Below are 26,555 nucleotides of genomic sequence, written 5' to 3' on the forward strand. Positions count from 1 at the left end.
TTTCTCAGCGACTCCCCCACCTTCCCCGGGCGCCTTCGGACTCCCATCAGGGCTGCCCGAGCGCCCCCCTGCGCGAACGGCCAGATCTCGGCCCCGTTCGACGGGATCCTGTTCAAAAAAACAGCGATCGCTGTAACAAACACAATTGCGAATCCGCCTATCTCATTTCAAGAGAGCGCTGGATCTTCCCTGGGCCGATCACCGGCCTGCCGAGATACGCCGAAAGGGCTTCGTCGTGAGTCACGACAATGTTCGATCTCGCCTGCGCAAAGCGCTGGGGTTGGGCGAGCTCGTCGGTCAGAGCCGCAGCTTTCTCGACGAGGTCGAGAAGTTACCGGCGGTCGCCGCCTGCGATGCTGGAGTGCTGATTCGCGGCGAGACGGGAACCGGCAAGGAGCTCTTCGCCCGCGCCGTCCACCTGCTGAGCCCGCGAGCGAGCGGCCCCTTCGTGCCGATCAACTGCGGGGCCATTCCGATGGAGCTGGTGGAGAACGAGCTCTTCGGCCACGCCCGCGCCGCCTTCACCGGCGCCGACCGCGCCACCCACGGCCTGATCTCGGAGGCCGAAGGCGGCACTCTGTTTCTGGACGAGATCGACTCCCTCCCGCTCGCCGCCCAGGTCAAGCTGCTGCGTTTTCTCGAGCAGAAAGAGTACCGCCGACTGGGCTCGGCACGTTTACGACGGGCCGATCTGCGCGTGGTCGCCGCCAGCAACTGCGACCTCCAGGACCGTTTGGCGAAGGGCACCTTTCGCAGCGACCTCTACTACCGCCTCAATGTCGTGCAGCTCGACCTACCACCGCTACGCGATCGCTGCGGTGACATCTTGCTCCTGGCGGAGCACTTCCTGGAGCGCTATCGCAGTTCCAGCGGCGCGGCGATTCACGAATTCGCACCGGAGGCGGCCCAGAAGCTGCTCACCTATCGCTGGCCCGGCAACGTCCGCGAGCTCGAAAACGTCGTCCAGCGCGCCGTCATCCTCAACGCCGGCTCCGCCGCCTCGATTCGCAGTCGCGACCTGGTGCTCGAAGCGGCCGCGGCCAGCCAGGTTTCCTTTCAGGCCGCCAAGAGCCGGGTCGTCGCCGAGTTCGAGCGCCAGTACCTGGAAAGCATGCTCTCGAGCTGCGGAGGCAACGTCAGCCATGCCGCCCGCACCGCGCGCAAAGACCGCCGCTCCTTCTTTGAGCTGATCCGGAAGCACAACATCGATCCCAACCGCTTCCGGCGTTCGGTCTCCTGACCCATCCGTTCTCGCGGGGAGCCAGGCCACCAAGCCCGAGATCGAAAAGGCGCGGGAAACGGCGAGGCGGCCAGGCTGCGCTCGGATCGCCGAACGCCCCCTCCCTTCTAGAGAGGGGACAAGCTTGCCAAACCCCGAGATGGGAATTGCGCGGGAAACGGCGAGACGGGGTGGCTGCGCTTGGGTCGCCGAACTCGCCCCACCGGAATCGTGGACGCGTGGCTAACGCGCCGACCAAGACCCCTTCCGCGCACGACCTCTTCCTGCTCGAACACAGCGACCCAATGCTCGTCCACCCCGCCTCGCCTCACCGACCATCGGGGCCGCATCGAAGACGTCAAGACCACCATCAACCCGACCCCGGCCGCTCTCGAAAAAGTCGGTCCCAGGCAGCCTCGGGCCAGCGAGCACTCGAGGGCGACTGTCTGAGCAGAAGAGACTGCGAAACGGAGAACCAACTCACCCAAGAATCCAGCCCGCGAAAGCGGAAACCTACCGGCGAGTTTCGCCCTCGAAGCGCAGCGGACCGAGGATGCCCACACGGAACCCCGAACCAACCACAACCAGCAACCCCCGGTCGGCGATACCTCAAAGGTCCCAGGCAGCCTCGGGCCAGCGAGCACTCGAGGGCGACTGTCTGAGCAGAAGAGACTGCGAAACGGAGAACCAACTCACCCAAGAATCCAGCCCGCGAAAGCGGAGACCGCCCTGCGAGTTTCGCCCTCGAAGCGCAGCGGACCGAGGATGCCCACCACCACCAAAGGCCCGCAGGGCAAGAAACTCAGTCCTACTTGAGCTTCTTCTGCAGCCGCTCGTGGGTCAGGAGCGCCAACACATCGGGCACCTTGCAGGTGGTCTCGCCATAGTCGACATCGACCGCCCCGATGCGCCGGGCGGCCTCGACGGCGGCCTCGTTGACCGCCTTGCTGCGACTACCGATGCCCCACAGGGCGACATTCATGGCGTCCTTCGTCCAGTTCGGCGCCTGGTGAACCTCACGCTCGATCTGCTCGATATAGGAAAAGAGCTCCTCGTCGCTCACTCCCTTGCCGGACTTGCCGAGCTCTCCGAGAAGAACCCAGCCGGAGCGGCGCGTGAACTCGCCGTCGCTGGCGATCCAGGGGGCCACCTTCTCGCCCGCGAACTTGGTCTTGGCCACCAGCACCGAGCACACCTTGTCCGACAGATCCCAGAACCCCGCCTCGCCAACCCAACGGTCCGCCTGCTCCGCATCCATCGCCTTGGCCACCTCGACAAAGGTCGCGAGCAACCGCGCGTCGTGGTTGCCCGTCTCCCACAGAGCCAAGGCCAGCTCGTGGTCCTTCCCCAAGGTCTTGGCGTACTTCTTGACCGCTCCCAAAGCAACGCCGAAGTAGTTGCTGGTGTCCATGCCCATCTTCGACCAGCTCGACAAAGTCCGCTCGTCGGCCATTCCTTCGAGCTCGGTGAGAATCTCTTTCGTATTCAAGGCCTCGGCCTCCCTGGTTGATGGCGCGAATTTCCGCGGCATCCTAGCGATCCCAAGCAGTGGTGGGCTTCTCCCAAACCAGCATCCCTTCGATCGCGCAGTTCAAGAAGCGAGCGAAGACCGGTAGATTTTGGGTGAAAAGCCAGTCCAAAGACGGGCGGCGCTGTCCGCTACTCGGTCTGGGCCGCCACCTGGACGGATTCCTCCGAACTTCCGCTCGAGTCGTAATAGGCCAGAATGCCATCCACGATCGCCTCCGCCACCTGCTGGCGAAAGGCCTGAGTCTGCAGCAGCTTGCGGTCCTTGCCGTTGGCGAGATTACAGACCTCCAGCAGGATCTTTCCAGGGACCGAGTTGTAACGCAGCATCGCCGGTACGAAGGCGCTGCGTTTGCGGATGATCTTCTCGCGAATCGGCTTCGAGGGATGGACCTCGAGATCGCGGCGACGGAACTGGCCGAGGATCGACTCGGCGAGCTGGCGCGACAAGCCTTCGCTGCGCACCCGCTGGCGGTAGCTGTACAGCACCCGTGGCTTCTCGCGCACCTCGCGCCGAGAGCGGTAGATCTCGCCTCGCTTTCCGAACTCGCCACCGATCATGTCGGCCGCCGGGATGTAGACCGTCGCGCCGCGCAGCGAGGGGTGGAGCGAATCGGCGTGAATGGAGACGAAGATCGCCTTGTCCGGATCACCGCTCGCCTTCACCACCTTGCGATGCAGGCTGTTCGAAAGGTACCAGCGCAGGTGGGCGCTGACCTTCGAATCGGCGATCACGTAGGGCGGGTCGGTCATCACCGCGTGGGAGCGGGAGATCGGCAGGACATCGCGCTTCGGAATCTCGTAACGATCGCCGTCCCGAACCGTCATCTCGACCTTGGCGGCCGTCTTGTCGCCGAGCAGGCGCCGAACCCGCAGCGCGATGTCATAGACATAGACGCTCTCCCAGACGCCGTGGAGCGAGGCCCCGGGGTCGCCGCCGCCATGGCCGGGATCGAGAATCACCGTGATGCCTTCGAGATCGCGCGACCGAATGCGATTGCTGAAGCGGGCGCTGGCGCGCAGCCCTTGCTCGTACTCCCGGCGCCGAGGATGGTCGCGGGGCAAAAACTCCGGCAGAAGGAGGTCGGTCGGAATCTTGACCGCGTAGTCGACCGGAATGTCGGTGACGTCGGCAATGCCGCTGCGTTGAGCGATGTCGCGCGCCAGGGCGTTGACGTCGACCGCCAGCACACGACCGGTGAAGCGCACCACGACGCTCGAATAGAGCGCCTCACCGGGCTTGAGACGGTAGACCGCGAACTCGCCTTCGCCATCACGCCCGTAGGAAAGATCGAACTCCTCGGCCGAGTGCAGCGGTGCCGCCGGAATCACCGTGTCGAAGGGCGCCCGCAGCAAGGCGGCGGGAATCACCACCTCTTGGCCGGCGGCCAGCTCGCCTTCGGAGAAGCCGTTGTGGCGGCGAATCTCGCGGAAGTGGCTGCCCTCGCCGGTGAACCACTCGGCAAGCTGCCACAAGCTCTCGCGCCGCAAGTCGCCAAAACCTCGGACCTTGTGGACCCAGCCGGCGGGCTCGACCCGATCGTCCGGAAAGAGAGCCACGATCACCTTTTCTTGGTGCTCCGGCAATAGCAAGTCGAAGGGCACTCGGTAGCGCAGCCCGGCCTTGAGAACACCGAGATCGCCGTTGGCGGCGGCGATCGCCTTCGCTGATTCGCTGGTGCCACAAAGGCGGCGGGAGAAAGCCAGCAACCCCTCGCCCTTCTCCGGATAAGCTTCGAGAAAGAGATCCTGACCGATCACCGAGGCGACCAGGCCCGGCGAGATCTCGACCCGATCGACCGCCAGAGCTGGACCGGTGCCCAGCAGTAGGAGCACCAAGCCGATCAGAATCCAAGAGGGGGCGTCGGGATAATCTTGCCGGCGACGACGCGATCGGGTTCTGGCGCCATGCTGCCGAGACCAAGGGTCGCGGACGGCATTTTTTCTGGAATTATCCATGTTTAGGACAGGCTTTCTCAGGCGGAAGTTTAACTTCCAATGAGAACCCAAGGCAAACCCCCGTGAGAACCCAGGGCAAACCAGCATTCCCGCTCCCCCTCGACCGGCCTCCCCTCGCCGCCCTGGTAGCGGCGGCCAAGGAGTACGACGTCTACCTGGTGGGCGGATATCCCCGCGATTTTCTGCTCGACCGTCCGAGCCACGACTTCGATGTCGTGGTCTCCGGCGGCGGACGCGAGATCGCGCAAGCGGTCGCCGCCAGCACCTCGGCGCGCCTGGTGCCCCTCGGTCATCACGAGCAGGCAACCTACCGCCTGGTGGGGGCGGACTTCGTGCTCGACATCCTCGACCGCGGCGGTCTCTCCTTCGAAGAAGACCTGCGGCGTCGGGACCTGACCATCAACGCCATCGCCGTCGACTTGCCCTCCGGACGCTGGCTCGACCCCACCGGCGGTCGACAGGACCTGGAAGAGCGCATCCTGCGAGCCCCACGCCCGGGAGTCTTCACAGAAGATCCCCTGCGAGTCTTGAGACTCGCCCGATTCGTCGCCCAGCTACCGGGCTTCGAGGCAGAAGCCCGAACCCTCGAGCAAGCCCGCAGCGCCGTATCCCAACTGTCCGCCGTCGCCAAAGAGCGGATTCGCGTCGAGCTCGACCTGCTCTTCGACAGTCCCGCAGCCGCCGCGGGGCTGGCCTGCCTGGTCGAGCTCGAGATCTATCCTCGGCTCTGGTTCGGACCACTGGCAGACCGCGACCAGGGCAGGATCTCGGCGCAGCGACTCCGCCGCCTCGACGCCCTGGCGGCAGGGGTCGCCCACCTGGCGATCGACCGCGCAGCGGTTCGCTGGGCCCTGAGCTGGTCCTCGGGAGATGGCGCGGGAAACTCTCTCCCGGCCCTCGACCGCTTCGTCGAGAACGGACTGATGAGCCGGCGCCGAGCCGCCGCCGTCCGACTCCTCCTGACCGCCGACAAGCAGCCGGCCAATGAGCGAAGCCGACGGCGATTCCTGCATCGTTTCGCGGACCTCTGGCCCTCGGCAATGCTGCAGATTGCGGTTCTGCAGGCGGATCTCGCAGGAAGGCCGAAGGTCAGTTGGCGGGAAGCGTTCGAGGCCCTCGAAACCCTCGAGGCCGAGCACGGCGACGAGATCAAGCGGCCGTCGCCACTGCTGAGCGGCCGCGACCTGCAGAAGCTCCTCGGAGCCACGCCCGGCCCGCGCATCGGCCGAGCCCAGCAGGCCCTGCGCGTCGCCCAGGTCGACGGCGATCTGACGAACCGCGAGCAGGCGATTCGCTGGCTGGAAGGCTGGCGGAAAGAGGAAGAAGACCCTTAGCGGAACAAGCCCTTCTTATCGTCCGCCATCAGCTTCTGATTGAGCTCCTTGATGCGCTTGTTGAGCTTGTCGATCTTCTCCTGCGCTTCCTGCCGCAGGCGGTTGTAATCGTTGCGCATGCGCTCCGCTTCCTCGTTCATCTCGTCGACCTTGTCCGAGAGCTCCTGAATCCGCTCATCGCGGTCCGAGACGATTGCCTGGCTCTCTGCGATCGCCTGGTCTTTGTCCGCAATCCGAATCTTGACCTTCTCTTCCTGCTCTTCGTAGAGACGGCGGAACTCCTGCAGCTCGAGGATTTGCGAGAAATCGGCAGTCGATGGGCTCATGTCCGCTCCTAGGTCTTCGATCTTGGGGAACATCTTGCGCAGCTTGAGGGAAAGATCCTCCGGATCCGGAGACTGACGCATCGCTTCGGCATAGGGAATCGTGCCGTGCACCAACAGGGCGAGGAGCGACTGATTGGTCGACTGCATGCGGTAGTAGCCGACCGAGTCTTCGATCTCTTCGAGGATGCTCGTGGTCTCGCCCTTTTCGATCATCTTGCTGATCTTGGGCGAGGCCTTCATGATCTCCATCGCGGCCACCAGGCCGCGCCCGTCGCTGCGTTCCACCAGCTTCATCGATGCCACGCCCTTGAGCACTTGGCCGAGTTGGGCGCGCACCTGGGACTGCTGCTCCGGCGGGAAGGCATCGAGAATCCGGTCGACAGTCTGGGAGGCACTGTTGGTGTGCAGGGTCGAGAACACCAGGTGGCCGGTCTCGGCCGCCGTGATCACCGTGCTGATGGTCTCCGGATCCCGCATCTCACCGACCATGATGACGTCCGGATCTTGGCGCAGGGCGTTGCGCAGGGCCTCCCGAAAGCTCACCGTGTCGGTGCCGAGCTCGCGTTGCGAAAGGGTCGCCACACCATCGGTGAACAGAAACTCCATCGGATCTTCGATGGTGATGACGTGCACCGGTCGGCGATGGGTGATGTGCTTGACCAGCGCTGCCAGGGTCGTCGATTTGCCGCTTCCGGTGGGTCCGGTGACCAGCACCAGCCCCATCGGCATGTCGCAGAAGTCGAGCAGTGTTTCCGGTAGGTCGAGCTCGTCGACGGTCCGAATGTCGTACGGAATCCGCCGAAAGGAGGCCGCCAAGGTGCCACGCTGCATGTAGAGATTGCCGCGGAAGCGCGCCAGACCGCTGACTCCGTAGCCGAAATCCACCGCCATGCGCTCTTCGAGGCGGGCCTTCTGTTGCGGGTTGAGCACCGGCAACACCATGCGACCGATATCCCGCGGGCCGAGCGGTGCCGCGTCGATCGGCATCAGCTTGCCATTGACCCGCAGCAGCGGCGGACGGGTGGGCTTCAGATGGAGATCCGAAGCGCCCTTCTTGGTGGTATAGCGCAGCAGCCGGTCGAGAACCTTGACCGGCCCCTCCTTTTCCTGCTCTTGTTGCTCGATCTGATCCGCGGTCATCCCATCTCTCCCCGACCGCTGATTGTATCCTTCTCTTTCGATGCTCATGCAAGTGCCCCCGACGCCCTTCGTTCAGCGGCCATCGCCGCCGAAAACCAGCCCAGCCCAGCGCTCCACATTGGCCGAGAGGAGCCCCCGGAGGATCGGTGAGTAAGGACCACCCCGGGCGCATCTCGGTGCATCTCGCCGCTCCCACCGGTCGGGTCCTGCTGATCGCCGAGGGAGACGTCCTGATTCAGCTCTCGCAGCACGATTCGGCCGCCCAGGCGCGCGCCGAAGGCGAACGCCGGCGCGCTGAGCATCAGCCCGAGAATCCCCTGCTCGCCGAGGCCAAGGGCCAGCTCGATGAGTACTTCGCCGGCGAGCGCCGCCGTTTCGACCTGCCGCTCGCGCCCCGCGGCACCGACTTCCAACTTCAGGTGTGGGACCAGCTCCTCGAAATCCCCTATGGCGAAACCCGCACCTACGGCGACCTCGCCGCCGCCCACGGCGGCCCCGGCGCCGCCCGCGCCGTCGGCCAGGCCAACCACAACAACCCCATCGGCATCATCATCCCCTGCCACCGAGTCATCGGCAGCGGCGGCAAGCTCGTCGGCTACGCCAGCGGCCTAGAGCGCAAAAAACAACTCCTGGAGCTAGAAGGCGCCGAGGTCACGAGGCAGTTGGAGCTCTTCTAAAAGCGCGGAGGTGCCCCCAGATGCAAGGACCGCGGGGGGCGAGCACCGCTCCCAAAACGACCGAGACTCGCGGCGGGGATGAGAGCGTGGAGGTGCCCTCAGATGCAAGGACTGCGGGGGGCGAGCACCGCAGGCATACCGAGACTCGCAGCGGGGATGAGAGGGTGGAGGTGCCCTCAGATGCAAGGACTGCGCTGGCTGAGCACCGCAGGCGTACGGGTAGTACGTCGAGGAGCGCAAGCCCCCCTCAGCAACCACCCCACTCTGCAGCGGAACTGGAGCGTGGAGGTGCCTCCAGATGCAAGGACTGCGGGGGGCGAGCACCGCAGGCGTACAGGTAGTACGCCGAGGAGCGCAGAACCCCCGCAAGACGCCGCAGCTGGGGGTGCATCCGCGCTCCAGTCATTCGAAGCGGCGCATTAGTCCTACGGCCACCCCCTGAATCCGCAGCTCACGGGCCGACACGTAAATCGGCTCCATGTTCTTGTTGGCGGGCTGCAATCGCACCTGATCGCCTTCCGGATGGAAGCGCTTGAGGGTCGCGTCGCTGCCCACCAGGGCCACCACCATCTCGCCGGGACGGGCAACCTCTTGGCGCTGAACCACCACCAGATCGCCCTCGTGGATCCCCTCGTCGATCATCGAATCGCCGACCACCTCGAGCACGTAGTGATCGCTGCGGCGTGCTCCGATGAGATGCCCCGGGACGCCGATCCGCTCGTCCCCGGGAAGGGCTTCGATGGGCTGGCCGGCGGCGATGCGACCGAAGAAAGGCAGGTCGTCGCCGCTGCCTTCCTCGGTCTGCCGATCGACCACCTCGATACCCCGCTTCTGGTTCCACTCACGCCGCAGGAAACCCTTTTCCTGCAGGAGCTTGAGGTGCTTGTAGACGGTGCCGTAGGAGGAGTACCCGAAATGCTCACAGATCTCCCGGTGGGTCGGCGAGACCCCCCGGTCGCGCTGGAACTCGAGGATGAAATCGAGGATTTCCTTCTGCCGCTCGGTGAGGTAGTTCGGTCGTTCTGCCATGGCAAAATGGTACGGCGGTAATTGGGCGTATGTCAAGGCCCCACAGGGATTCTCAGCTTGACACTCCACAAACCACGGAACTACACTGCCGCAACTTCAGCACCTGTTGGCGTCGGATCTTTTACCTCACCGAATCGGGCGATGCGCTCCAAGGCACCCTTCGACCTCACCTTCGAGCGCCACACCCTCTCGAACGGTCTGAGGGTCATCCTCCACCGCGACGAGGCGCTGCCGCTGGTTACCCTAAACCTCTGGTATCACGTGGGTTCGAAGAACGAACGTCCGGGGAGGACGGGCTTCGCCCATCTCTTCGAGCACGTCCTCTTCCAGGGTAGTGAGCACGTCGAAGCGCAGGAGCACTTCCGCTATATCCAACAGGTCGGCGGAGTGACCAACGGCTCGACCTGGTTCGACCGCACCAACTATTTCGAGACCTTGCCGGCGCACCACCTCGACCTCGGACTGTGGCTGGAGTCGGACCGCATGGGGTTCCTCCTCCCGGGCGTCACCCAGGAGAAGCTCGACACCCAGCGCGAGGTGGTGATGAACGAGCGGCGCCAGCGCATCGACAATCAGCCTTACGGGCTGGCCTTCGAGCGTCTGCACGAGAACCTCTATCCGGCGGAGCATCCTTACCACTGGCCGGTGATCGGCTATATGGACGACATCGCCGCCGCCAGCCTCGACGACGTGACCGATTTCTTCCGCCGCTTCTACACCCCCAACAATGCCGTCCTGACCCTGGCGGGCGACTTCGATCCGGAGCACGCCCTCACCCGCATCGAGCACTACTTCGGGGCGATTCCGCGCGGCCCCGAGGTCGCCAGGATGGAAGTCGACCTGCCACCACTACCGGGAGAGCAACGGGTGGTGTTGGAAGACGACGTGCGCTTGCCTCGGGTCTACCTGGGCTACCGCGGACCGCGCTTCGGCGATCCCACGTGGACTGCCGGAGACCTGCTCTCGACGGTCCTGTCGACGGGCAAATCGAGCCTGCTCCACCATCGCCTGGTCTATCGCGACCAGATCGCCCAGGACATCGGGTCGGCGCTTTTTCCCACCGAGCTCTGCGCCACCTTCTACCTCGCCGCCACCGCCCGGCCGGCGACGGATCCGGACGCCCTGGTGGCGGCGATCACCGACGAGATCGAGGCCTGCGCTCGTCACGGCGTCTCCGAAGAGCACCTCGAGCGCGCTCGCAACACCCACTTGCACAGCACCTTCGCCGAGCTCCAGAAGCTCGACGGCCGAGCCGATCTGCTCTCGCAGTTCACCACCCTGTTCGACGATCCCGGCAGAGCGACGCGCCAGATCGAAGAGTACCGTCGCTTGACCACCCACGACCTGCAGGCCTTCGCGCGCCGCTTCCTGGACTCGGACCAGCGCGTGGTGGTTCAGGTCGTACCGAAAAGGGCCGCATGACGTCACCCTTGGTCGATCGCTCGAGGCCGCCGGCGGCTGCCGCCGTCAAGCCGTTCCGCTTCCCGACCTTCGAGCGCCGGCGTTTGAGCTCGGGACTGACCGTCTTGGCGACCCGCCATCGCGGCAGCGCCCTCTATCGCCTGGAGCTCGACTTCCCCGCCGGCGCGGCCCTCAACGCACCGCGAGACGCCGGCCTCGCCACCTTCACGGCATTGCTTCTCGACGACGGCACCAGCTCACGCAGCGCGCACCAAATCGCCACCACCGCGGAGCGTCTCGGTGCTCGCCTGGCGACCGGCGCCACCTGGGATGTCGGCTCCCTGTCGGTGGAGTTGCTCGCCCACCACCGCCAGCAAGGTTTGGCGCTCCTCGCCGAGCTGGCGACCGAGTCCGCCTTCCCGCAGGAAGAGATCGCTCGCTTGCGGGCCGATCGCGCCGCGGAGCTCATCCGCCTGACCTCGGATCCGGCCTTTCTCGCCCGCGATCGCTTCCGTCGAGTCGTCTACGGCGACCTTCCCTACGGCCGCTCTCCGATCGGAACCGGCGGCAGCCTGGAACGCTTCGATCGCCAGCGGGTGGAGAGCTTCTTCCAGCGTCGATACAAGCTCTCCGGAGCTCTCGCGGTGGTGGTCGGCGACGACGAGCCGGAAGCCCTGATCGAAGAGGTGGCGACCCTCTTCGATCGCCCGGGGGACCAGCCCTCGGGCTCGTCGACGGAGATCGTGCCGACTCCCCTGGGGCACACCCAGGTGCACCTGGTCGACCGGCCCGGTGCCGCCCAGACCCAGCTCTTGATGGGACACGCCGGCATCGCCCGCAGCGATGATCGCTTCGTGGCCACAGCGGTTCTCACCTCGCTCCTCGGGGGCAAATTCACCAGCCGCATCAATCTCAATCTGCGGGAGCGACACGGCTACACCTACGGCGCCGCCTGCAGCCTCGCCGGCCGACGGGGACCGGGTCCCTGGACGGTCAGCACGGCGGTGGCCAACCCGGTCGCCGGCGCCGCCGCCACCCAGGTGCTCTACGAGCTGCAGCGCATCCGCGACGAAGTGGTCGAGGTCGACGAGCTCGAAGACACGCAGAACTACCTGATCGGGGTCTTTCCCTACACCCTCCAGACGGTCGGCAACCTGGCCTTCCGCCTCGAGAACCTCGGCATCTACGATCTTCCCGACGACTACTACGACACCTACCCGGATCGCATTCGGGCGATCGATCGCGAGACCCTCCAGGCCACCGCCCGCGAGGTTCTGCAGCCGGATCGCCTGGCGATCGTCGCCGTCGGCCCGGCGGCCGAGCTCGAGCCGCAGTTCGCCCCCCTCGGCCCGGTCACCGTCCACTCCCTCGAATAAGGCCTCAATCGATTTGTAGGCCGAGGCTGCCGTCCGCCGCCAGGCGGATGCGGAACCGAACGCTGCCCCCGGCAGGCAGTGTGGTGCGTGCTTCGCGCACCAGAGCCGGCGCCTCGGGACGGCTGACCTCCACCCGCAAGCGCTGCTGGCCGGCCGGCACCCGCACCGGCGGCGCGGTGATCTTGCCGCTCTGGGGAATCTTCTTCTTGCGGAACAGGCCGCCCTTCTCATAGAAGGCGAAGGCACGGCGATAGACCTCCTCGCCGTTGGCCGTGATCACCAACGTTCCCTCCGGGAGATCGGTGGTGAACTCGATCGCCATCGTCGCCGGCGCCACCGCCTGGGGAGCCGTCGCCGGCCGGCGATTGGTCGGCGAGCGCATCGTCGAGGGCCGGCGACGCGGCGTCACCGGTTGACGACCGGGGCTGGTCACCGCCGTCGAGGCAGCGGTTTCGCGCTCCAGGGCGTCGGTGGCGGCGGCGAGGATCTCGGCCGCCTCGGCATGGTCCGGATCGAGCTCCAAGACCGCCGTCGCCGAGGCCCGAGCCTCGAGGTAGCGCTTGTCCTCGAGGGCCTGGCGAGCCGCCTCGAGCTGGGTCGCCAGGAGCTCGCCCTCGTCGACGGAGCGCCGAGCATCGTTGGCGAGGGCCCGCACCCGCGCCGGGTCCGGCGCCAGGCGCTCGGCCCGTCGAAAGGCCTGCGAGGCGGCCCCCGCGCGGCCGGCCGCGAGATGGCGGCGCCCCTCCTTCATCAAGGTCAGGTACTGGGCCCGCATGCGATGCTGAGAATCCTCCGGAGGAACCTCGGGAATCTGACCGCGCGCCCAGAGAACCAGCGCACCGAAGACCAGCAACGCCGCGCCGGCAGCGACGGCACCGACTTTGACACGACGTCCGCGGTCCCCTCCGGAAACCGGCAAGAGCTGCCGCAGGCGCTCGCCCCAGAGGGTGGTCGCGGCGGTTTTCGAAGGCGGCGCCGAGGCCGCTGCAGGGCGGCTTTCGGGCAGCGACGGAGTCACCGTCGGGGCGACCGGCGCGGCGGCCGGGGTGGCGGGCACCGGTTTCGAGGGCGCTGCCGGCGACGGCGCCGTGCCGAGGTGCTCGTCGATCACCCGGCGCAGCTCGACCGCCAGCTCGCCGGCGGCGTCGTAACGTCGCGCCGGGCTCTTCTCGAGGGCCTTGCCGAGAACCTGCGTCAAGCCACTCGGCAGGCCCGCGACATGCTCTTCGAGGGGCGTGAACTCGTCGTACACGATGCGGTGCGTGACGGTGGTCAGATTTTCTCCCTGGAAGGGCTTCTTGCGAGTCAGCAGCTCGTAGACGATGACCCCGAGGGAAAAAATGTCGGCGCGATGATCGACCTCCTGCCCCTGAACCTGCTCCGGAGCCATGTAGTTCGGGGTGCCGAGCATCTGGCCGTCCTGGGTCAGGTTCGAGGTGTTGATGCGCGCAATCCCGAAATCGGCGATCTTGGTCTGCTTGTCCGGAGTGATCAGGACATTGGCCGGCTTGACGTCGCGATGCACCACCCCTTTCGAATGGGCATAGTCGAGGGCATCGGCGATCTGGCCGACGATGTCGCCGATGAACGGCAGATCGACCGGATCACCGCGCCGCAGAATGTCCTTGAGATTGGTGCCCTCGACATACTCCATGGCGATGAAGGCACCACCTCCGCCGCCGGCTTCGGCGACGTCGTGGATGGTGACGATGCCCGGATGCTGCGACAGGATGCCGGCGCTCTGGGCCTCGCGGATGAAGCGTGAGCGTAGCTGCCGCAGCTCCTCCGAATCGGCAGCGTAGCTGAGCTGAAAAGTCTTCAGGGCCACCAGGCGACCGATCAGCGGATCCTTCGCCAGGTAAACCACACCCATGGCACCGCGACCGAGCTCCCGCAGGACCTCGTACCGGCCGAGACGATTCGATGAAGACGACATATTCAGCGTTCGGGAGGGAACATCCGATTGTAGGGGGCGAAGGTCCCTCGCGTCAAACCCGAAAGCCCCGCTCAACAACACGTAAATCCATGCAGAGTCAGTGCTTAGATGCACCCCACCGGGACCGTCAAAAAGGCCCTCCAGGGTGGTATATGCTTGGCCTCTTACTTTCGCTGAAGAGAGGCCGTCTGGGGAACCACGAGGAGGCGCGGAATGCAGGTCGACAGCTCGGAGAAGATTCGAAATCTCGCTGTAGCAGGCCATAACGACACCGGCAAAACCACCCTGATCAGCGCTCTGCTCTATGCCGGTGGCGCCGTCAACCGCATGAGCAAGGTCGAAGACGGAAACACCGTCACCGACTTCGATTCCGAAGAGATCGAACGCGGCATCTCCATCTCCCTCGCCCCCTGCTTCGTCCCCTGGCAAAAACACAAGATCAACCTCATCGACTGCCCCGGCTACGGCATCTTTTTCCCCGAGACCCGATCCGCCATTGCGGCCACCGATGCGGTCTTGCTCTGCATCAACGCCGTCGGCGGCGTCGAGGTGACCACCGAGAAGGTGTGGGCCAAGGCCGCCGATCACGAGCGGCCGGTGCTGATCAATCTCACCAAGATGGACCGCGAGCGAGCCAACTTCGAAGAGGTCGTGGAAGACCTGCGAAAAAGCTTCGGCCGCAGCGTCGCTCCGATCCAAATCCCGATCGGAAAAGAGCACGATTTCGCCGGCGTCGTCGACCTGCTGACCGGCAAGGCTCACTACTTCGATCGCGACGGCAACGGCAAGGGACGAGTCGAAGATCCGCCGGAAGAGCTCGCCGACGCCATCGAAGAATGGCGCAACCAGCTGATCGAGGCCATTGCCGAAACCGACGAGTTCCTGATGGAGGAATTCTTCGAGAAGGGCACCCTCACCGAGGAGGAGCTGGTCAAAGGTCTGCGCTCGGCGGTGAAAAACCGTTCGATCTTTCCATTGACGATGACCTCCGGCGCCCATGGCATCGGTCCGTCGGCGCTGCTCGACACGGTCGTCGATCTCGCCCCATCGCCGCTGAGCCGGACCTTCGAAGCCAAGGACGTTGGCGGCGAAACGATCGAGATCAGCGGCGGTGACGAGACCGTTTCGGTGTTGGTCTTCAAGACCCTCTCGGACCCCTTCAGCGGCCGGATCTCGATTCTGCGAGTGGCCAGCGGAACCTTGCATTCGGACTCTCCCTACTGGAATCCGCGCCTCGAGAGTCTGGAGAAGGTCGGCCATCTACTTAGCCTCCAGGGCAAGCAGGGCACCCAGGTTCCCCATCTGGTGGCGGGCGACATCGGCGGCGTCGCCAAGCTCAAGAATTCGGTCACCGGCGACACCCTTTGCGCCAAGGAAAAGCCCCTGACCCTGCCCTGGATCCGCCTGCCGATTCCCGCCATGTCCTTCGCCATCGAGCCCAAGGCCAAGGGTGACGAGGAGAAGATCGGAGAAGCCCTCAACCGCCTCAAAGAGGAGGACATCAGCCTGCAGGCGGGGCGGGACTCGGAGACCAACGAGTTCCTGCTCTCGGGGTCCGGCGGCCGCCATGCGGAGATCACCGTCGCCAAGCTGAAGAGCCGTTTCAACGTCGAGGTGATCCTCCATCCGCCCAAGATTCCCTATCGCGAGACCATCAAGGTGCCGGCCGATGGCCACGGCCGCCACAAGAAGCAGAGCGGTGGGCGCGGTCAGTTCGCCGACTGCAAGATCCGCATCGAACCGATGGAGCGCGGCGACGACTTCGATTTCATCGACGAGATCTTCGGTGGGGCGATCCCTCAGAACTATCGCCCGGCGGTCGAAAAGGGTATTCAGGAAGCGCGCCACAAGGGATTTCTCGCCGGCTTCCCGATGGTCGACTTCCGGGTTCGCCTGAAGGACGGCCAGTACCACGATGTCGATTCGTCCGAAATGGCCTTCAAGGTGGCCGGCTCGCTGGCTTACAAGGACGCCATGAGCAAGGCCAAGGCGACCATCCTCGAGCCCATGATGTCGGTCGAGATCACCACCAGCGAAGAGTTCACCGGCGACGTCATCGGCGACCTCTCGCAGCGCCGTGGCCGCCCCCAGGGGATGGACGTCAAGAACGAGAAGCAGGTGATCCAGGCGGTGGCGCCGATGTCCGAGATGCTCGACTACGCCCGCGCCCTGCGGGCCATCACGCAAGGCCGATCGAGCTTCACCATGGACTTCTCGCACTATGAAGAGCTGCCCCATCAAGAGCAGGAGAAGCTGATCGCCGAGCGCCGTCGCGAAGAGGAAGCGGAAGGCTGACTCCGAGCCGAATGGCTGGCTCGCCGATTTCGATCCCGCGCTGCGCGAGTGGCGCGGGATCTTTGCGTTGCCGTCCGATGGAGATCCGATGATGGACCCGGCCCTGCAAGAACAGATCATGCTCGGGGTCGCCTGGTACGCGGTCTTCCTGCTCTCCCTGACGCTGCACGAAGCCGCCCACGCCTTCGCCGCCTTGCGCCTCGGAGACCCGACCGCCTATCACGGTGGTCAGGTCACCCTCAATCCGGTGCCCCACATACGGCGATCGCCCTTCGGCACGGTGATCGTGCCCCTGCTGGTCTTCGCCACCAGCGGCTGGATGATCGGCTGGGCCAGCGCGCCTTACGACCCGGTTTGGGCACGGCGCTACCCGCGGCGCGAAGCGATCATGGCTCTCGCCGGCCCGCTGGCCAATCTGCTGCTGGTCTTGCTCGCCGGCACCGCCATCGTGCTGGGTTTGGCGATGGGCTGGTTCGTGGCACCGCAGTCGGTGACCTTCGGCATGCTCACCGAAGCCGCCTCCCCCGGCCTGGCATCGGGAGCGGCGATGGTGCTGTCGATCCTGTTCGGCCTCAACCTTCTGCTCTTCGTTTTCAATCTGATCCCGCTGCCACCCCTCGACGGCAGCTCGGTGATCACGCTGTTGATGCCGGAGGAAACGGCCATGCGCTACCGCGACTTCCTCGCCGGTCAGCCGGGCCTCGCCCTGGTCGGACTGCTCATCGCCTGGCGCCTGTTCAACCCGGTCTTCGATCGCGTCTTCCTCATCGCCCTCAAGCTGCTCTACCCCGGCGTCGACTACCAGTAGACCGGCGCCCGCCTCTGATTCGAGCCGCAGCGACCACGAAAAAGGGCCGCCCGCAGGCGGCCCTCAGAAGCCGAACCTTGCTCGAGCTTCAGCGGCGGTCCGGCACTCTGGTCGGCATTACGAGCTCAGAAAAGAACCTCAGCCCGGCGGCAAGACGACGACCAGCCGAGTCTCCGCAACCCGTACGAAGTGGTTGTGGTCCGGGGTCGGATTGCCGAGGGCGTCGGACGAGCTGGTCGCCCAAACGCCGTCCTTGCGCAGTGCCTGGACGAAGTCCCACGGCGAGACCTCCGGATCGAGGGTGACATCGAGGACGAAATGGTTCGATGCACCGGCGTCTATCGAGGCCGTCACGCGCGTCAGATAGCCATGCCAGTTGGTGTCGTCGGCGGCCAATCCAAGGTCCTCGGCGAGATCGGCGATCTCACGACCGGGGGTCTTGGCGGACCGGAAGTCCACCCAGCTCAGGGGCTCACCGGAGGCGGTGTCGTAGTTGATCACGCGGGTGACCGCCAGCAGTCCCTCCACCGGTGGCAAGGCCACGATGCAGGAGTCGTTGGGGTCGACTTCGGTGGTTTCATAGCCCTTGAAGACGATCTTCGCCTTGTTCGGCCCATCGAACTCCACCGTCGTGGTGCCTGTGAACCCATTTGGGTCGATCACAGGTCCCATACAGCCGAAGACGGCAGGAGCAGCGAAGAGAGCGATGGCGGAAGCAATCGCGATGCGGGTGAATAAACTCATCAGTCTCTCCTTTTGAATCGAGTGGGGAGATTCCCACCTATCAAAAGGATATACATAATTTTTAAAACGTCAATAGTAACTGTTTAAACGAATTCGCATTTCCGGCGATCCGGCAGGCCGCCCACGCTCGACGAGCACTGCACGAGGGGCAGCAAACGACGGCCTCCGCCAGAAGCCTGAATGATCAGAAAGGGCTCCCCAATCGGGCTCCGTCGGTGACCGTTTCAATCCCGGCGACGCGGCGTGGGAAACGAAAAAGGGCCGCCCGCGGGCGGCCCTCGGCGACCTGACTCTGCTGGAATCTCAGCAGAAGTCCGGCACTTGGGTCGACTTCATGAAGTCGCCACAGCCTCAGTTCGGCGGGAAGGTCACCACCAGCTCCGTATCCGCAACCCGCAGGAAGTGGTTGTGGTCCGGGGTCGGATTGCCGAGCGCGTCGGACGAGCTCGTGGCCCAGACTCCATCCTCGCGCAGCGACTGGACAAACTCCCAAGGCGTGACATCCGGATCGAGAGTGACATCGAGGACGAAGTGGTTCGGTGAACCGGCTTCGACGGAGGCGGTCACGCGGGTCAGGAAGCCGTGCCAGTTGGTGTCGTCGGCGGCCAGGCCGAGATCCTCGGCGATGTCGGCGATCTCGCGACCGGGTGTCTTGGAGGACCGGAAGTCGACCCAGCTCAGGGGCTCACCGGTGGCGGTGTCATAGTTGATCACGCGATTGACCGCCAACAGGCCGTCCACCGGCGGCAAGGCCACGATGCAGGAGTCGTTGGGTTCGACTTCCGTGGTCTCGTAGCCCTTGAAGGAGATCTGCGCCTTGCCCGGCTCGACGAAGTTGACGGTGGTCGTCGGAGTTCCACCCTCGGTGGGAATGATGATGATGATGATCATGCAGGCGAAGGCGGAGGGGGCAGCGAAGAGGGCGATGGCGCAGGCGATGGCGGTGCGGATGAGTGACTTCATCAATCTCTCCTTTTCAAAAGCAGCGGGCTCATTCCCACTCGCCGAAATAATATCCAGATTTTTCGAAATGTCAATAATGCATAAATAAAGATAGCCCTCCCGGTGGCCCGGATTCCGCGACCAAGGAAGCAGGGCCTCACGGGGCATAGGAGAGCGTGCACGAGGGCTCTTGCCCGTCGCCTCGCGGCACCTGCAGCTGGCCGGGAGGAGTGCACATCCCTTCGAGGGTCATCGGCCTCGTGCCGTCCATCCTCGAGTCAGTCCTGGCAAGTTTTGGGGGTGGAGCCGGAGGTGCCCCTCGACGGACACTCCGGCTCCGAAGAGAGGATGGCTACGGCTGGACCGGCGGGAAGATCACGACCAGCTCCAGACTGGAGACGTGCACGAAATGGTTGTGGTCCGACGTAGGGTTGCCAATGGCATCGGACGAGCTGGTAGCGAAAATACCGTCCGAGCGCAGAGCCTGGACGAAATCCCACGGTGACACTCGAGGATCGAGCGTCACCTCGAGGATGAAGTGATTCGGCGTACCGGCCTCGATGGAGGCGGTGACTCGGGTGAGGAAGCCGTGCCAGGACGTGTCATCCGGTACCAAGCCCTGATCCTCGGCGAGACGAGCCAGCTCGCGGCCCGGAATCTTCGCAGCTCCGAAGTCGACCCAATCGAAGGGCTGGCCGGTGGTGCTGTCGTAGTTGACGACGGTCTCGACTGCCAGCACCCCGTCCACCGGCGGCAACGCCACGATGCAGCTGTTGTTCGGTTCGACGTCGGTCGTTTCGTAGCCGGTGATCGAGATCATCGCCTTGCCCGATTCCGGGAACATGATAGTTGCGGTCGGAATGGTCTCATTGATACAGAACGGCCAGCAGGACTGCATGCAGGCGAAGGCGGGGGTGGTCACGACGACCCCCAGAAGGGCGATGGCGGCGATAAGGGAGAGGCGCTTCATGAGAGCTCCTTTCGGAGAGCTGAGGGGGCTCATTCCCCACTCGCCGATCACTATATACAATTATTTCGAATAATCAATAGTAATTAGTTGCGCAGAAAATCACTGGGCCGAGGAGTCCGTGTTGCGCTGGGGTGGGGGGCGATCAGCGCAGATAGCCGAGGGCGCGCAATTCTTCGAGCGCTTCCGCCGAGGGCTTCGCTCGCGGATTGGAGAGCTCGCCACGGGCCTGCTCCCAGCGCAGCAGGTAGCGCCGGAGACGCGGCTCCTCGGGATGGCTCTCGGCGGCCTCATCGGCCGCCAGGTTGTGTTCCTCGAGCGGGTCCGAAGCGAGGTCGTAAAGCTCCCAGCGGTCGGCGATGAGATCGTGGATCACCTTGTAGGAGCCGTCCACGACGGCGGTCTTGAAGGCCGTCTTCCGCCCCGCCCGCCCGGCGGCCGCCGTCAGATCGTCGAAGGCCACCTCGGCACGAACCGGTTGGCTGGTCGGCTCCTCTAGGCCGCGAATCCAGCCGGCGAGGGACCTGCCGGCGAAGCCCTCGGGACGCGCCACTCCCACCAGGTCGAGAATCGTCGGGGCGACATCGATCAGAGAAACCGGCTCGTCGAAGGACTGGGCGCCGCCGCCCGGCAGGCGCATCAGCAGCGGAACGTGAATCAGCTCCTCGTAGAGGGTGCGGGTGTGACCGAGCCAGCCGCGACGTAGGATCTCCTCGCCGTGGTCGGCGGTGACCACCAGCAGCGAGCGATCGACCAGGGCGCGTTCGACGAGGCCGTCGACGAGGGCACCGACGGCGGCGTCGGTCGCCGCCACCTCTTCCCGGTAGAGTCCTTCGAGGTAGGCGACGTCGGCGGTGGACAAGTCGGCACCGGCATTCCGCAGATCCCAGATCGGCATGTCCGGCACCAGCGCACCGCCATAGCCGGAGGTGCGATCGAACTCCGGCCGATGCTGGTAGACGTAGTGGGGATCGAAGTAGTGAGCCAGCAGGAAGAAGGGGGCCCCGTCGGGCTGCTCATCGAGCCAGGCGAGGGCCGCCGCGGTCACCGCCTCGGAGGTGATGGTGCGATGACCACCGGCCAAGGAGTCGTCGTGATGGGAGAAGCCCTGGCCGAAACCCAGATCCGCAGACAAGAGGCGGTGACTGACGATCGCGCCGCTGCGATAGCCGACCTGCGTCAGCACCTCAGCGAGGGTGAGTCGGTCCTCCGCCAGAACATCGAATAGCCGCAGCACGCCGTGCTCCGACGGTAGCCGTGAGGTCAGCAGCGAAGCCACCGACGGCTGGGTCCAAGGGGCCGGAGAGTAAGCCCGCCGGAAAAGCACTGCTTCGTCGGCGAGGCGATCGAGCCGCGGCGTTGGCGAAGGGAAGGAGCCGGCGAAGGCACCGACGTTCTCGGCGCCGAGGGTGTCAATGATCACCAAGACGACGGACGTGCGCTCGGCCTCCGGCCGAGGAGCACACTGCCAGAAGGCCAAGACGGCCAACAGCAGAAACAAAAACGGCGGGCTCGAAAGCCCGCCGCGGTAAAACTCCTTCGCCAACGTCCTAGCTGTCGGCTTCGCCCCGAGTCTCGTCGTAGTCGACGAACTCGAGCACCGCCATCTCGGCACCATCGCCCTGGCGAGGCCCGAGCTTGATGATGCGGGTGTAGCCACCGGGACGATCCTCGAATCGCGGCGAGATGACGTCGAAGACCTTCTTCACCACCGTCCGATCGTCGATCCAGGTGCGCACCCAGCGCCGCGCCTGCACCGAGTCGGTACGGCCGCGGGTGACCACCCGCTCGGCCAAGCGACGCAGCTCTTTGGCCTTCGGCAGCGTGGTGATGATGCGCTCGTGCTCCATCAGAGCGTGGAGCTGGTTCCGGAACATGGCGCGACGGTGCGCGCTCGTCCGCCCCAGCTTACGATTCTTCATTCCGTGACGCATGGGGCTCTCCTAGGATCCGACTCCGACGGACGGTGCCTCCGGAACATCCATCCCGAAGGACAGGCCCAGACCGCCGAGCACTTCCTGCACCTCTTCGAGCGACTTCTTGCCGAAGTTCTTAGTCTCGAGCATCTCCTTCTCGCTCTTGCGGACCAGATCGCGCAGGGTGTGGATGTTGGCGTTCTTCAGGGAGTTGGCGGAACGCACCGAGAGCTCGAGCTCGTCAATGGCCTGGGCCAACAGCGCATCCATGCCGGCGAGCTCCTCGTTGGGAGCCTCCTCACCGGTATCCCGGATGCTCTCTTCGGCGTCGATGAAGATGCCGAGATGATCCTTGAGCAGCATCGCGGCTCGCGCCACCGCTTCCTCCGGCGTGACCGTGCCATCGGTGGTGACCTCGAGAATCAGACGCTCGTAGTCGGTGGTCTGGCCGAGACGGGCCGCTTCCACCTTGTAGTTGACGCGCCGCACCGGGCTGTGGGCGGAATCGAGCGGAATCCAACCGATGCCCATCGACTCGTCGAAGTTGCGATCGGCACTGACGTAGCCCCTTCCGGCCTTGACCTGGAGCTGCAGCTTGAGGGTGCCTTCCTCGTTGAGGGTGGCGATGTGGACATCCTTGTCCATCACCTCGACCTGCGGATCCTCGTCCAGGCTGGTGGCCGTGACGTCGCCACTCTTGGTGACGCCCAGGGTGAGAATCTTGGACTCGTCGGCGTGCAGACGAATCGGCACCTGCTTGACGTTGAGGATGATGTCGGTGACGTCCTCGACGACTCCCGGAATCGAAGAGAACTCGTGCAGCACCCCTTCGATGTGCAGGGCCGTCACCGACGCACCTTCGATCGAGGACAGCAGGCAGCGACGCATCGCGTTACCGATCGTCGTCCCGAAGCCGCGCTCGAAGGGCTGAGCGATGAACTTACCGTAGGTCGGCGTCAGGGTGTCACGCTCGACCGTAATGCGCTTGGGGCGCTGAAATCCTTTCCAAAGCATCCAATGCTCCTTGTCGCTGGTTCCGCCGCTGGCGGCTGTACAGCTTGACGATCCGCTGCTCATGACACGGCAGCGTGATGTCCGCGGGGCGTCCTGGAGACCGACGCCCCGAAAAAATCAATCGGCGCCGTGGGTCAGACGCGACGACGCTTCGGCGGCCGGCAGCCGTTGTGCGGCACCGGAGTCACGTCCTTGATCGACTTGACGTCGAGGCCGGCGGACTGCAGGGCACGCACCGCGCCCTCGCGACCACCGCCGGGCCCCTTGACCAGCACATCGACCGAGCGAACGCCCTGATCCTTGGCCTGATGACCGGCGTTCTGGGCCGCCATCTGGGCCGCGAAGGGAGTACCCTTTCGGGAGCCCTTGAAGCCCATCTTGCCGGCCGACGACCAGGTGAGCACGTTGCCCTCCGGATCGCTGATCGACACGATGGTGTTGTTGAACGTCGCCTGGATGTGCGCCACGCCGTGGGGGACGTTGCGCTTTTCCTTGCGCTTTCCGGTCTTCTTCTTACCGCCTGCTTTGGCCATAATCTCTTCCTATCGCTTACTTCTTGACCTTCTTCTTGCCGGCGACGGCACCGCGCCGCGGCCCCTTGCGGGTGCGAGCGTTGGTGCTGGTCCGCTGACCGTTCACGGGCAAGCCCTTGCGGTGCCGGACGCCGCGGTAGCACCCGATCTCCATCAGGCGCTTGATGTGCTGACTGACGTTCTTCCGCAGATCGCCCTCGACGCGCCCTTCTTCCGTGATGATGTCGCGAATCTTGCGCGCCTCATCCTCGGTCAGGTCGCGCACCTTGGTGACGGACTCGACACCGGCGCGGTCGAGAATCTTGAGGGAGCGAGTACGGCCGATTCCATAAATGTAGGTCAGGCCGACCCAAACCTGCTTGTTCTGGGGTAGATCCACCCCTGCAATACGTGCCATGGCTCTTTCCTACCCCTGACGCTGTTTGTGTTTCGGGTTCTCGCAGATCACCCGCACCACACCCTTGCGACGGACGACCTTACACTTCGAACACATGGGTTTCACCGACGAGCGTACCTTCATGGGTGCACCTCTCCAGTCCGTCTACTTCAAGCGGTAGACGATACGGCCGCGATTCAGATCGTAGGGCGACAGCTCCACCAACACCCGATCGCCGGGCAGGATTCGGATGAAATGCTTCCGCATCTTGCCGGAGATATGGGCCAGAACCTGATGACCGTTCGGGAGCTCGACCTTGAACATGGTGTTCGGAAGGGGCTCGACGACGGTCGCCTCGACCTCGATCGCATCTTCTTTCTTGGACAAACTTATTACCTTCTGCGTCCGTTGCTTGTGTCTCTCAGCCGGCCAGTCCGACTGAAAGGTGCCAGGCCCTTGGGCTCAGTGCCCGAGGACCTCCAGAATGCTCTCAAACACCACCTCGACGGGACGATTGCCATCGAGGGTGTGGAGCTTGGAGCGGTCTTTGTAATAGCCGACCAGCGGGGCCGTCAACTCGTCATACACCCGTAGCCGTTCCTTCATCACTTCGGCGCTGTCGTCCTGCCGTCCACGCCCCAGGGCGCGCTCGATCAGGACCGTCTCCGGAACCTCGATCGACACGACGGCGTCGAGATCCGACTGCGAACTCACGAGTATACCCTCAAGTGTCGCCGCCTGGGGCAATGTTCGAGGATAACCGTCGAGCAAAAATCCTTGGCGGGCATCGGACCGACTCAATCGATCCTCGACCACCGCCGCCATCGTGTCGTCATCCACCAACCGACCGGAATCCATGATGCTCTCGACCCGCAGGCCGAGCTCGCTCTTCTCGGCCACCGCTCCGCGCAACATCTCCCCCGTGGAGATCGCCGGGATGGCCAGTCGCTCCGCCAGCAGCGAAGCCTGGGTCCCCTTGCCCGAGTTGGGCGGACCGAGAAGCACGAGACGCACGTCGATTATCCTCGGCGACCCTTGATTCGGCCCTTCTTCATGAAGCCCTCGTAGTTGCGCATCACGAGCTGGCTTTCGATCTGCTGCACCGTGTCCATCGCCACGCTGACGATGATCAGCAGCGAGGTGCCTCCGAAGTAGAACTGGATCCCCAGTCCGTCGGTGAACCAGGCCGGCATCATCGTGTCGAGGTTGGCCCCGACGAACGGCAGGCCGGCGACCTTGAAGCCGTTGAGCAGGAAGTCCGGCAGCACCGAAACCAGCGCCAGATAGCTCGAGCCCACCAGGGTGATGCGGGTCAAGATCTTGTCGATGTACTCGGCGGTGCGCTTGCCGGGCCGAATCCCGGGGATGAAACCCCCGTACTTGCGCATGTTGTCGGCCAGGTCCGCCGGGTTGAAGATGATCGAGACGTAGAAGTAGGAGAAGAAGATGATCGCCGCGACGTAGAGCAGGTAGTAGAGAGGCTGCCCCCAGGCGATCGCCGACGCCGACTTCTGGACCCATTCCTGGTTCTGCCACATCTGGGCGAAGGTCTGCGGCACCATCACCACCGAGCTGGCGAAAATCACCGGGATCACGCCACCGGTGTTGACGCGCAGCGGCAGGTAAGTGCTCTGACCACCGTAGACGCGACGGCCCACCACCCGCTTGGCGTACTGCACCGGGATTCTTCGTTGCGCCTTCTCCATGTAGACACAGAAGGCGACCACCCCGACCATCACCACCACCAAGAGAAGAATGCCGATGGCGTTGAGGTTGCCGGTCTGCACCGACTGCACCGTCTGGATGATCGCCGGGATCAGGCCGACCACGATGCCGGCGAAGATGATCAACGAAATTCCGTTGCCGATGCCGCGTTCAGAGATTTGCTCACCCAGCCACATGACCACGGAACAGCCGGTGGTCAGGGTGATGATGGTCATCAACCGGAAGCCCCAACCGGGTTCTGGAACCAGGCGGGCACCGGCCGGCAAGGTGACGCTCTCGAGGAAGAATGCGATACCGGTCGACTGGATGATCGAGATCAGCACGGTGCCGTAGCGGGTGTACTGGGTGATCTTCCGGCGGCCGAGCTCGCCTTCTTTGGAGAGCTTCTCCAGGTAGGGCCAAACCACGGTCAGGAGCTGCAGGATGATGGACGCCGTAATGTACGGCATGATCCCCAGCGAGAAGACCGCCATCTGGCTCAGGCTGCCCCCGGTGAAGGTGTTGACGAAGCCGAAGATGGTGCCCTGATTCTGCTCCATGAACTGCAGCAGGGCCTCCGAGTCGACACCCGGGGTGGGGATGTAGCAGCCGATGCGATAGACCGCCAGCAGCCCGAACATGAAGAGGATCCGGTTGCGCAGATCCTCGATGTTGAAAATATTGCGGAAGCTCTCGATCACGAGCCCGACTCCTCGCACGATCCTCCGGCCGCTTCGATCTTCTCGCGGGCGGTTTTGCTGAATTTGTGAGCGGTCACCTTGAGGGCCTTCGACACTTCACCCTGACCGAGGATCTTCACCGGCCGGCCCTTGCGCACCAATCCCGCCGCCAGCAGCGACTCGGGAGTGACGTCGCCCTCGAAACCCTCCAGGGACGAGAGATTCACCACCGAGAACTCGATGCGGAAGATGTTGGTGAAGCCACGCTTCGGCACCCGCCGAACCAGCGGCATCTGACCACCCTCGAAGCCCAGGCGGCGGCTGAAACCGGTACGGGAGCGCTGACCTTTGTGACCGCGGCCAGCGGTCTTGCCGACACCGGATCCGGGTCCCCGGCCAACGCGCTTCTTGTTCTTCTTGCTCCCTTTGGCGGGAGACAGCTCGTGCAGGTTCATCATGCTTCCTCGACGACTTCGACCAAGTAAGAGATCTTCTTCACGGCGCCACGGACGGCCGGGGTGTCGACCCGCTCGACCTCGTGGTGGGGATGCCGCAGACCGAGGGTTCGGAGGACCTCGCGATGGGTCTTGCGGGCTCCGATACCGCTACGGACCTGGCGGATTCTGATGCGCTTCGGTTCACTCGCCATCTC

Annotated in this window: 26 protein-coding genes; 7 read left to right on the plus strand and 19 right to left on the minus strand. The window is 64.5% G+C overall.

The window, feature by feature from the left end; translation table 11 throughout:
- The first annotated feature begins 235 nt into the window (after positions 1-235).
- Positions 236-1,240, plus strand: coding sequence for a sigma-54 dependent transcriptional regulator (locus AAF604_13780; protein MEM7050731.1), 1,005 nt, complete (start codon positions 236-238; stop codon positions 1,238-1,240).
- Positions 1,241-2,027: 787 nt separating this feature from the next.
- Here AAF604_13780 and AAF604_13785 read toward each other — a convergent pair.
- Positions 2,028-2,708: a DNA alkylation repair protein gene (locus tag AAF604_13785; protein MEM7050732.1), complete on the minus strand. Its 681-nt coding sequence runs from the start codon at positions 2,706-2,708 to the stop codon at positions 2,028-2,030.
- A 170-nt stretch (positions 2,709-2,878) separates the two neighbouring features.
- A complete protein-coding gene (locus AAF604_13790; GenBank protein ID MEM7050733.1) occupies positions 2,879-4,582 on the minus strand; it encodes an N-acetylmuramoyl-L-alanine amidase in 1,704 nt (567 codons plus the stop codon).
- A gap of 185 nt (positions 4,583-4,767) precedes the next feature.
- Here AAF604_13790 and AAF604_13795 point away from each other — a divergent pair, with 185 nt between their 5' ends.
- Entirely contained in the window at positions 4,768-6,039 is a 1,272-nt protein-coding gene (locus AAF604_13795) for a hypothetical protein (protein ID MEM7050734.1), read from the plus strand.
- On the opposite strand, the gene AAF604_13800 is transcribed toward AAF604_13795, so the two are convergent.
- Positions 6,036-7,505 (minus strand): PilT/PilU family type 4a pilus ATPase, encoded by a 1,470-nt coding sequence (locus tag AAF604_13800; GenBank protein ID MEM7050735.1) that lies wholly within the window; start codon positions 7,503-7,505, stop codon positions 6,036-6,038. The genes AAF604_13795 and AAF604_13800 overlap by 4 nt on opposite strands.
- A gap of 146 nt (positions 7,506-7,651) precedes the next feature.
- Here AAF604_13800 and AAF604_13805 point away from each other — a divergent pair, with 146 nt between their 5' ends.
- Positions 7,652-8,182: a methylated-DNA--[protein]-cysteine S-methyltransferase gene (locus AAF604_13805; protein MEM7050736.1), complete on the plus strand. Its 531-nt coding sequence runs from the start codon at positions 7,652-7,654 to the stop codon at positions 8,180-8,182.
- Positions 8,183-8,584: 402 nt separating this feature from the next.
- Here AAF604_13805 and lexA read toward each other — a convergent pair whose 3' ends face one another.
- Entirely contained in the window at positions 8,585-9,211 is a 627-nt protein-coding gene (gene lexA / locus AAF604_13810) for a transcriptional repressor LexA (protein MEM7050737.1), read from the minus strand.
- A 141-nt stretch (positions 9,212-9,352) separates the two neighbouring features.
- On the opposite strand from lexA, the gene AAF604_13815 reads away from it, so the two are divergent.
- Positions 9,353-10,633: a pitrilysin family protein gene (locus AAF604_13815; GenBank protein MEM7050738.1), complete on the plus strand. Its 1,281-nt coding sequence runs from the start codon at positions 9,353-9,355 to the stop codon at positions 10,631-10,633.
- On the plus strand, positions 10,630-11,988 hold the full coding sequence (locus AAF604_13820) for a pitrilysin family protein (protein MEM7050739.1): 1,359 nt from the start codon (positions 10,630-10,632) through the stop codon (positions 11,986-11,988). Before AAF604_13815 ends, AAF604_13820 begins: the two co-directional genes overlap by 4 nt.
- Before the next feature lie 4 nt (positions 11,989-11,992).
- On the opposite strand, the gene AAF604_13825 is transcribed toward AAF604_13820, so the two are convergent.
- Entirely contained in the window at positions 11,993-13,924 is a 1,932-nt protein-coding gene (locus AAF604_13825; GenBank protein ID MEM7050740.1) for a serine/threonine-protein kinase, read from the minus strand.
- Positions 13,925-14,137: 213 nt separating this feature from the next.
- Between AAF604_13825 and fusA the strand changes: the two genes are divergently transcribed.
- Both fusA and AAF604_13835 read left to right on the plus strand, forming a co-directional pair.
- Entirely contained in the window at positions 14,138-16,219 is a 2,082-nt protein-coding gene (gene fusA, locus AAF604_13830) for an elongation factor G (protein ID MEM7050741.1), read from the plus strand.
- A gap of 88 nt (positions 16,220-16,307) precedes the next feature.
- Positions 16,308-17,027, plus strand: coding sequence for a site-2 protease family protein (locus AAF604_13835; protein MEM7050742.1), 720 nt, complete (start codon positions 16,308-16,310; stop codon positions 17,025-17,027).
- A 138-nt stretch (positions 17,028-17,165) separates the two neighbouring features.
- On the opposite strand, the gene AAF604_13840 is transcribed toward AAF604_13835, so the two are convergent.
- The 14 genes from AAF604_13840 to rpmD all read right to left on the minus strand — a co-directional run bounded on the left by AAF604_13840 (position 17,166) and on the right by rpmD (position 26,552).
- Entirely contained in the window at positions 17,166-17,771 is a 606-nt protein-coding gene (locus tag AAF604_13840) for a hypothetical protein (GenBank protein MEM7050743.1), read from the minus strand.
- A 351-nt stretch (positions 17,772-18,122) separates the two neighbouring features.
- Positions 18,123-18,734 (minus strand): hypothetical protein, encoded by a 612-nt coding sequence (locus AAF604_13845; protein MEM7050744.1) that lies wholly within the window; start codon positions 18,732-18,734, stop codon positions 18,123-18,125.
- A 331-nt stretch (positions 18,735-19,065) separates the two neighbouring features.
- Positions 19,066-19,683, minus strand: a complete 618-nt coding sequence (locus tag AAF604_13850; GenBank protein MEM7050745.1) for a hypothetical protein — start codon at positions 19,681-19,683, stop codon at positions 19,066-19,068.
- Between the two features lie 142 nt (positions 19,684-19,825).
- Positions 19,826-21,226 (minus strand): sulfatase, encoded by a 1,401-nt coding sequence (locus AAF604_13855; protein MEM7050746.1) that lies wholly within the window; start codon positions 21,224-21,226, stop codon positions 19,826-19,828.
- 4 nt (positions 21,227-21,230) lie between these two features.
- The gene (gene rplQ, locus AAF604_13860; protein ID MEM7050747.1) at positions 21,231-21,614 is read right to left on the minus strand and encodes a 50S ribosomal protein L17; all 384 of its coding nucleotides are present in this window, start codon (positions 21,612-21,614) and stop codon (positions 21,231-21,233) included.
- A gap of 9 nt (positions 21,615-21,623) precedes the next feature.
- Positions 21,624-22,610, minus strand: coding sequence for a DNA-directed RNA polymerase subunit alpha (locus AAF604_13865; protein ID MEM7050748.1), 987 nt, complete (start codon positions 22,608-22,610; stop codon positions 21,624-21,626).
- Positions 22,611-22,744: 134 nt separating this feature from the next.
- Positions 22,745-23,143: a 30S ribosomal protein S11 gene (gene rpsK / locus AAF604_13870; protein ID MEM7050749.1), complete on the minus strand. Its 399-nt coding sequence runs from the start codon at positions 23,141-23,143 to the stop codon at positions 22,745-22,747.
- Positions 23,144-23,159: 16 nt separating this feature from the next.
- Positions 23,160-23,540 (minus strand): 30S ribosomal protein S13, encoded by a 381-nt coding sequence (gene rpsM / locus AAF604_13875; GenBank protein ID MEM7050750.1) that lies wholly within the window; start codon positions 23,538-23,540, stop codon positions 23,160-23,162.
- Positions 23,541-23,549: 9 nt separating this feature from the next.
- Complete coding sequence (rpmJ, locus tag AAF604_13880; protein ID MEM7050751.1) at positions 23,550-23,663, minus strand: 50S ribosomal protein L36; 114 nt, start codon at positions 23,661-23,663, stop codon at positions 23,550-23,552.
- Between the two features lie 21 nt (positions 23,664-23,684).
- Complete coding sequence (gene infA, locus AAF604_13885) at positions 23,685-23,906, minus strand: translation initiation factor IF-1 (protein ID MEM7050752.1); 222 nt, start codon at positions 23,904-23,906, stop codon at positions 23,685-23,687.
- A gap of 75 nt (positions 23,907-23,981) precedes the next feature.
- Positions 23,982-24,533, minus strand: a complete 552-nt coding sequence (locus tag AAF604_13890) for an adenylate kinase (protein MEM7050753.1) — start codon at positions 24,531-24,533, stop codon at positions 23,982-23,984.
- A 5-nt stretch (positions 24,534-24,538) separates the two neighbouring features.
- Positions 24,539-25,924, minus strand: coding sequence for a preprotein translocase subunit SecY (secY, locus tag AAF604_13895; protein MEM7050754.1), 1,386 nt, complete (start codon positions 25,922-25,924; stop codon positions 24,539-24,541).
- The gene (gene rplO / locus AAF604_13900; protein MEM7050755.1) at positions 25,921-26,358 is read right to left on the minus strand and encodes a 50S ribosomal protein L15; all 438 of its coding nucleotides are present in this window, start codon (positions 26,356-26,358) and stop codon (positions 25,921-25,923) included. The genes secY and rplO overlap by 4 nt, the downstream gene beginning before the upstream one ends.
- Positions 26,358-26,552, minus strand: coding sequence for a 50S ribosomal protein L30 (rpmD, locus tag AAF604_13905; GenBank protein ID MEM7050756.1), 195 nt, complete (start codon positions 26,550-26,552; stop codon positions 26,358-26,360). Before rpmD ends, rplO begins: the two co-directional genes overlap by 1 nt.
- Positions 26,553-26,555: the final 3 nt, after the last annotated feature.

It is taken from the genome of Acidobacteriota bacterium (assembly GCA_039028635.1).
GTDB lineage: Bacteria > Acidobacteriota > Thermoanaerobaculia > Multivoradales > JBCCEF01 > JBCCEF01.

Bases quoted from the DNA above. Each gene is read 5' to 3' on its own strand.
- AAF604_13815 (MEM7050738.1), top strand. From the start codon at position 9,353: ATGCGCTCCAAGGCACCCTTCGACCTCACCTTCGAGCGCCACACCCTC.
- AAF604_13825 (MEM7050740.1), bottom strand. From the start codon at position 13,924: ATGTCGTCTTCATCGAATCGTCTCGGCCGGTACGAGGTCCTGCGGGAG.
- lexA (MEM7050737.1), bottom strand. From the start codon at position 9,211: ATGGCAGAACGACCGAACTACCTCACCGAGCGGCAGAAGGAAATCCTC.
- rplO (MEM7050755.1), bottom strand. From the start codon at position 26,358: ATGAACCTGCACGAGCTGTCTCCCGCCAAAGGGAGCAAGAAGAACAAG.
- AAF604_13865 (MEM7050748.1), bottom strand. From the start codon at position 22,610: ATGCTTTGGAAAGGATTTCAGCGCCCCAAGCGCATTACGGTCGAGCGT.
- AAF604_13800 (MEM7050735.1), bottom strand. From the start codon at position 7,505: ATGACCGCGGATCAGATCGAGCAACAAGAGCAGGAAAAGGAGGGGCCG.
- fusA (MEM7050741.1), top strand. From the start codon at position 14,138: ATGCAGGTCGACAGCTCGGAGAAGATTCGAAATCTCGCTGTAGCAGGC.
- AAF604_13840 (MEM7050743.1), bottom strand. From the start codon at position 17,771: ATGAGTTTATTCACCCGCATCGCGATTGCTTCCGCCATCGCTCTCTTC.
- rpsM (MEM7050750.1), bottom strand. From the start codon at position 23,540: ATGGCACGTATTGCAGGGGTGGATCTACCCCAGAACAAGCAGGTTTGG.
- AAF604_13820 (MEM7050739.1), top strand. From the start codon at position 10,630: ATGACGTCACCCTTGGTCGATCGCTCGAGGCCGCCGGCGGCTGCCGCC.
- rpsK (MEM7050749.1), bottom strand. From the start codon at position 23,143: ATGGCCAAAGCAGGCGGTAAGAAGAAGACCGGAAAGCGCAAGGAAAAG.
- AAF604_13835 (MEM7050742.1), top strand. From the start codon at position 16,308: ATGATGGACCCGGCCCTGCAAGAACAGATCATGCTCGGGGTCGCCTGG.
- AAF604_13845 (MEM7050744.1), bottom strand. From the start codon at position 18,734: ATGAAGTCACTCATCCGCACCGCCATCGCCTGCGCCATCGCCCTCTTC.
- rpmJ (MEM7050751.1), bottom strand. From the start codon at position 23,663: ATGAAGGTACGCTCGTCGGTGAAACCCATGTGTTCGAAGTGTAAGGTC.
- AAF604_13850 (MEM7050745.1), bottom strand. From the start codon at position 19,683: ATGAAGCGCCTCTCCCTTATCGCCGCCATCGCCCTTCTGGGGGTCGTC.
- rpmD (MEM7050756.1), bottom strand. From the start codon at position 26,552: ATGGCGAGTGAACCGAAGCGCATCAGAATCCGCCAGGTCCGTAGCGGT.
- rplQ (MEM7050747.1), bottom strand. From the start codon at position 21,614: ATGCGTCACGGAATGAAGAATCGTAAGCTGGGGCGGACGAGCGCGCAC.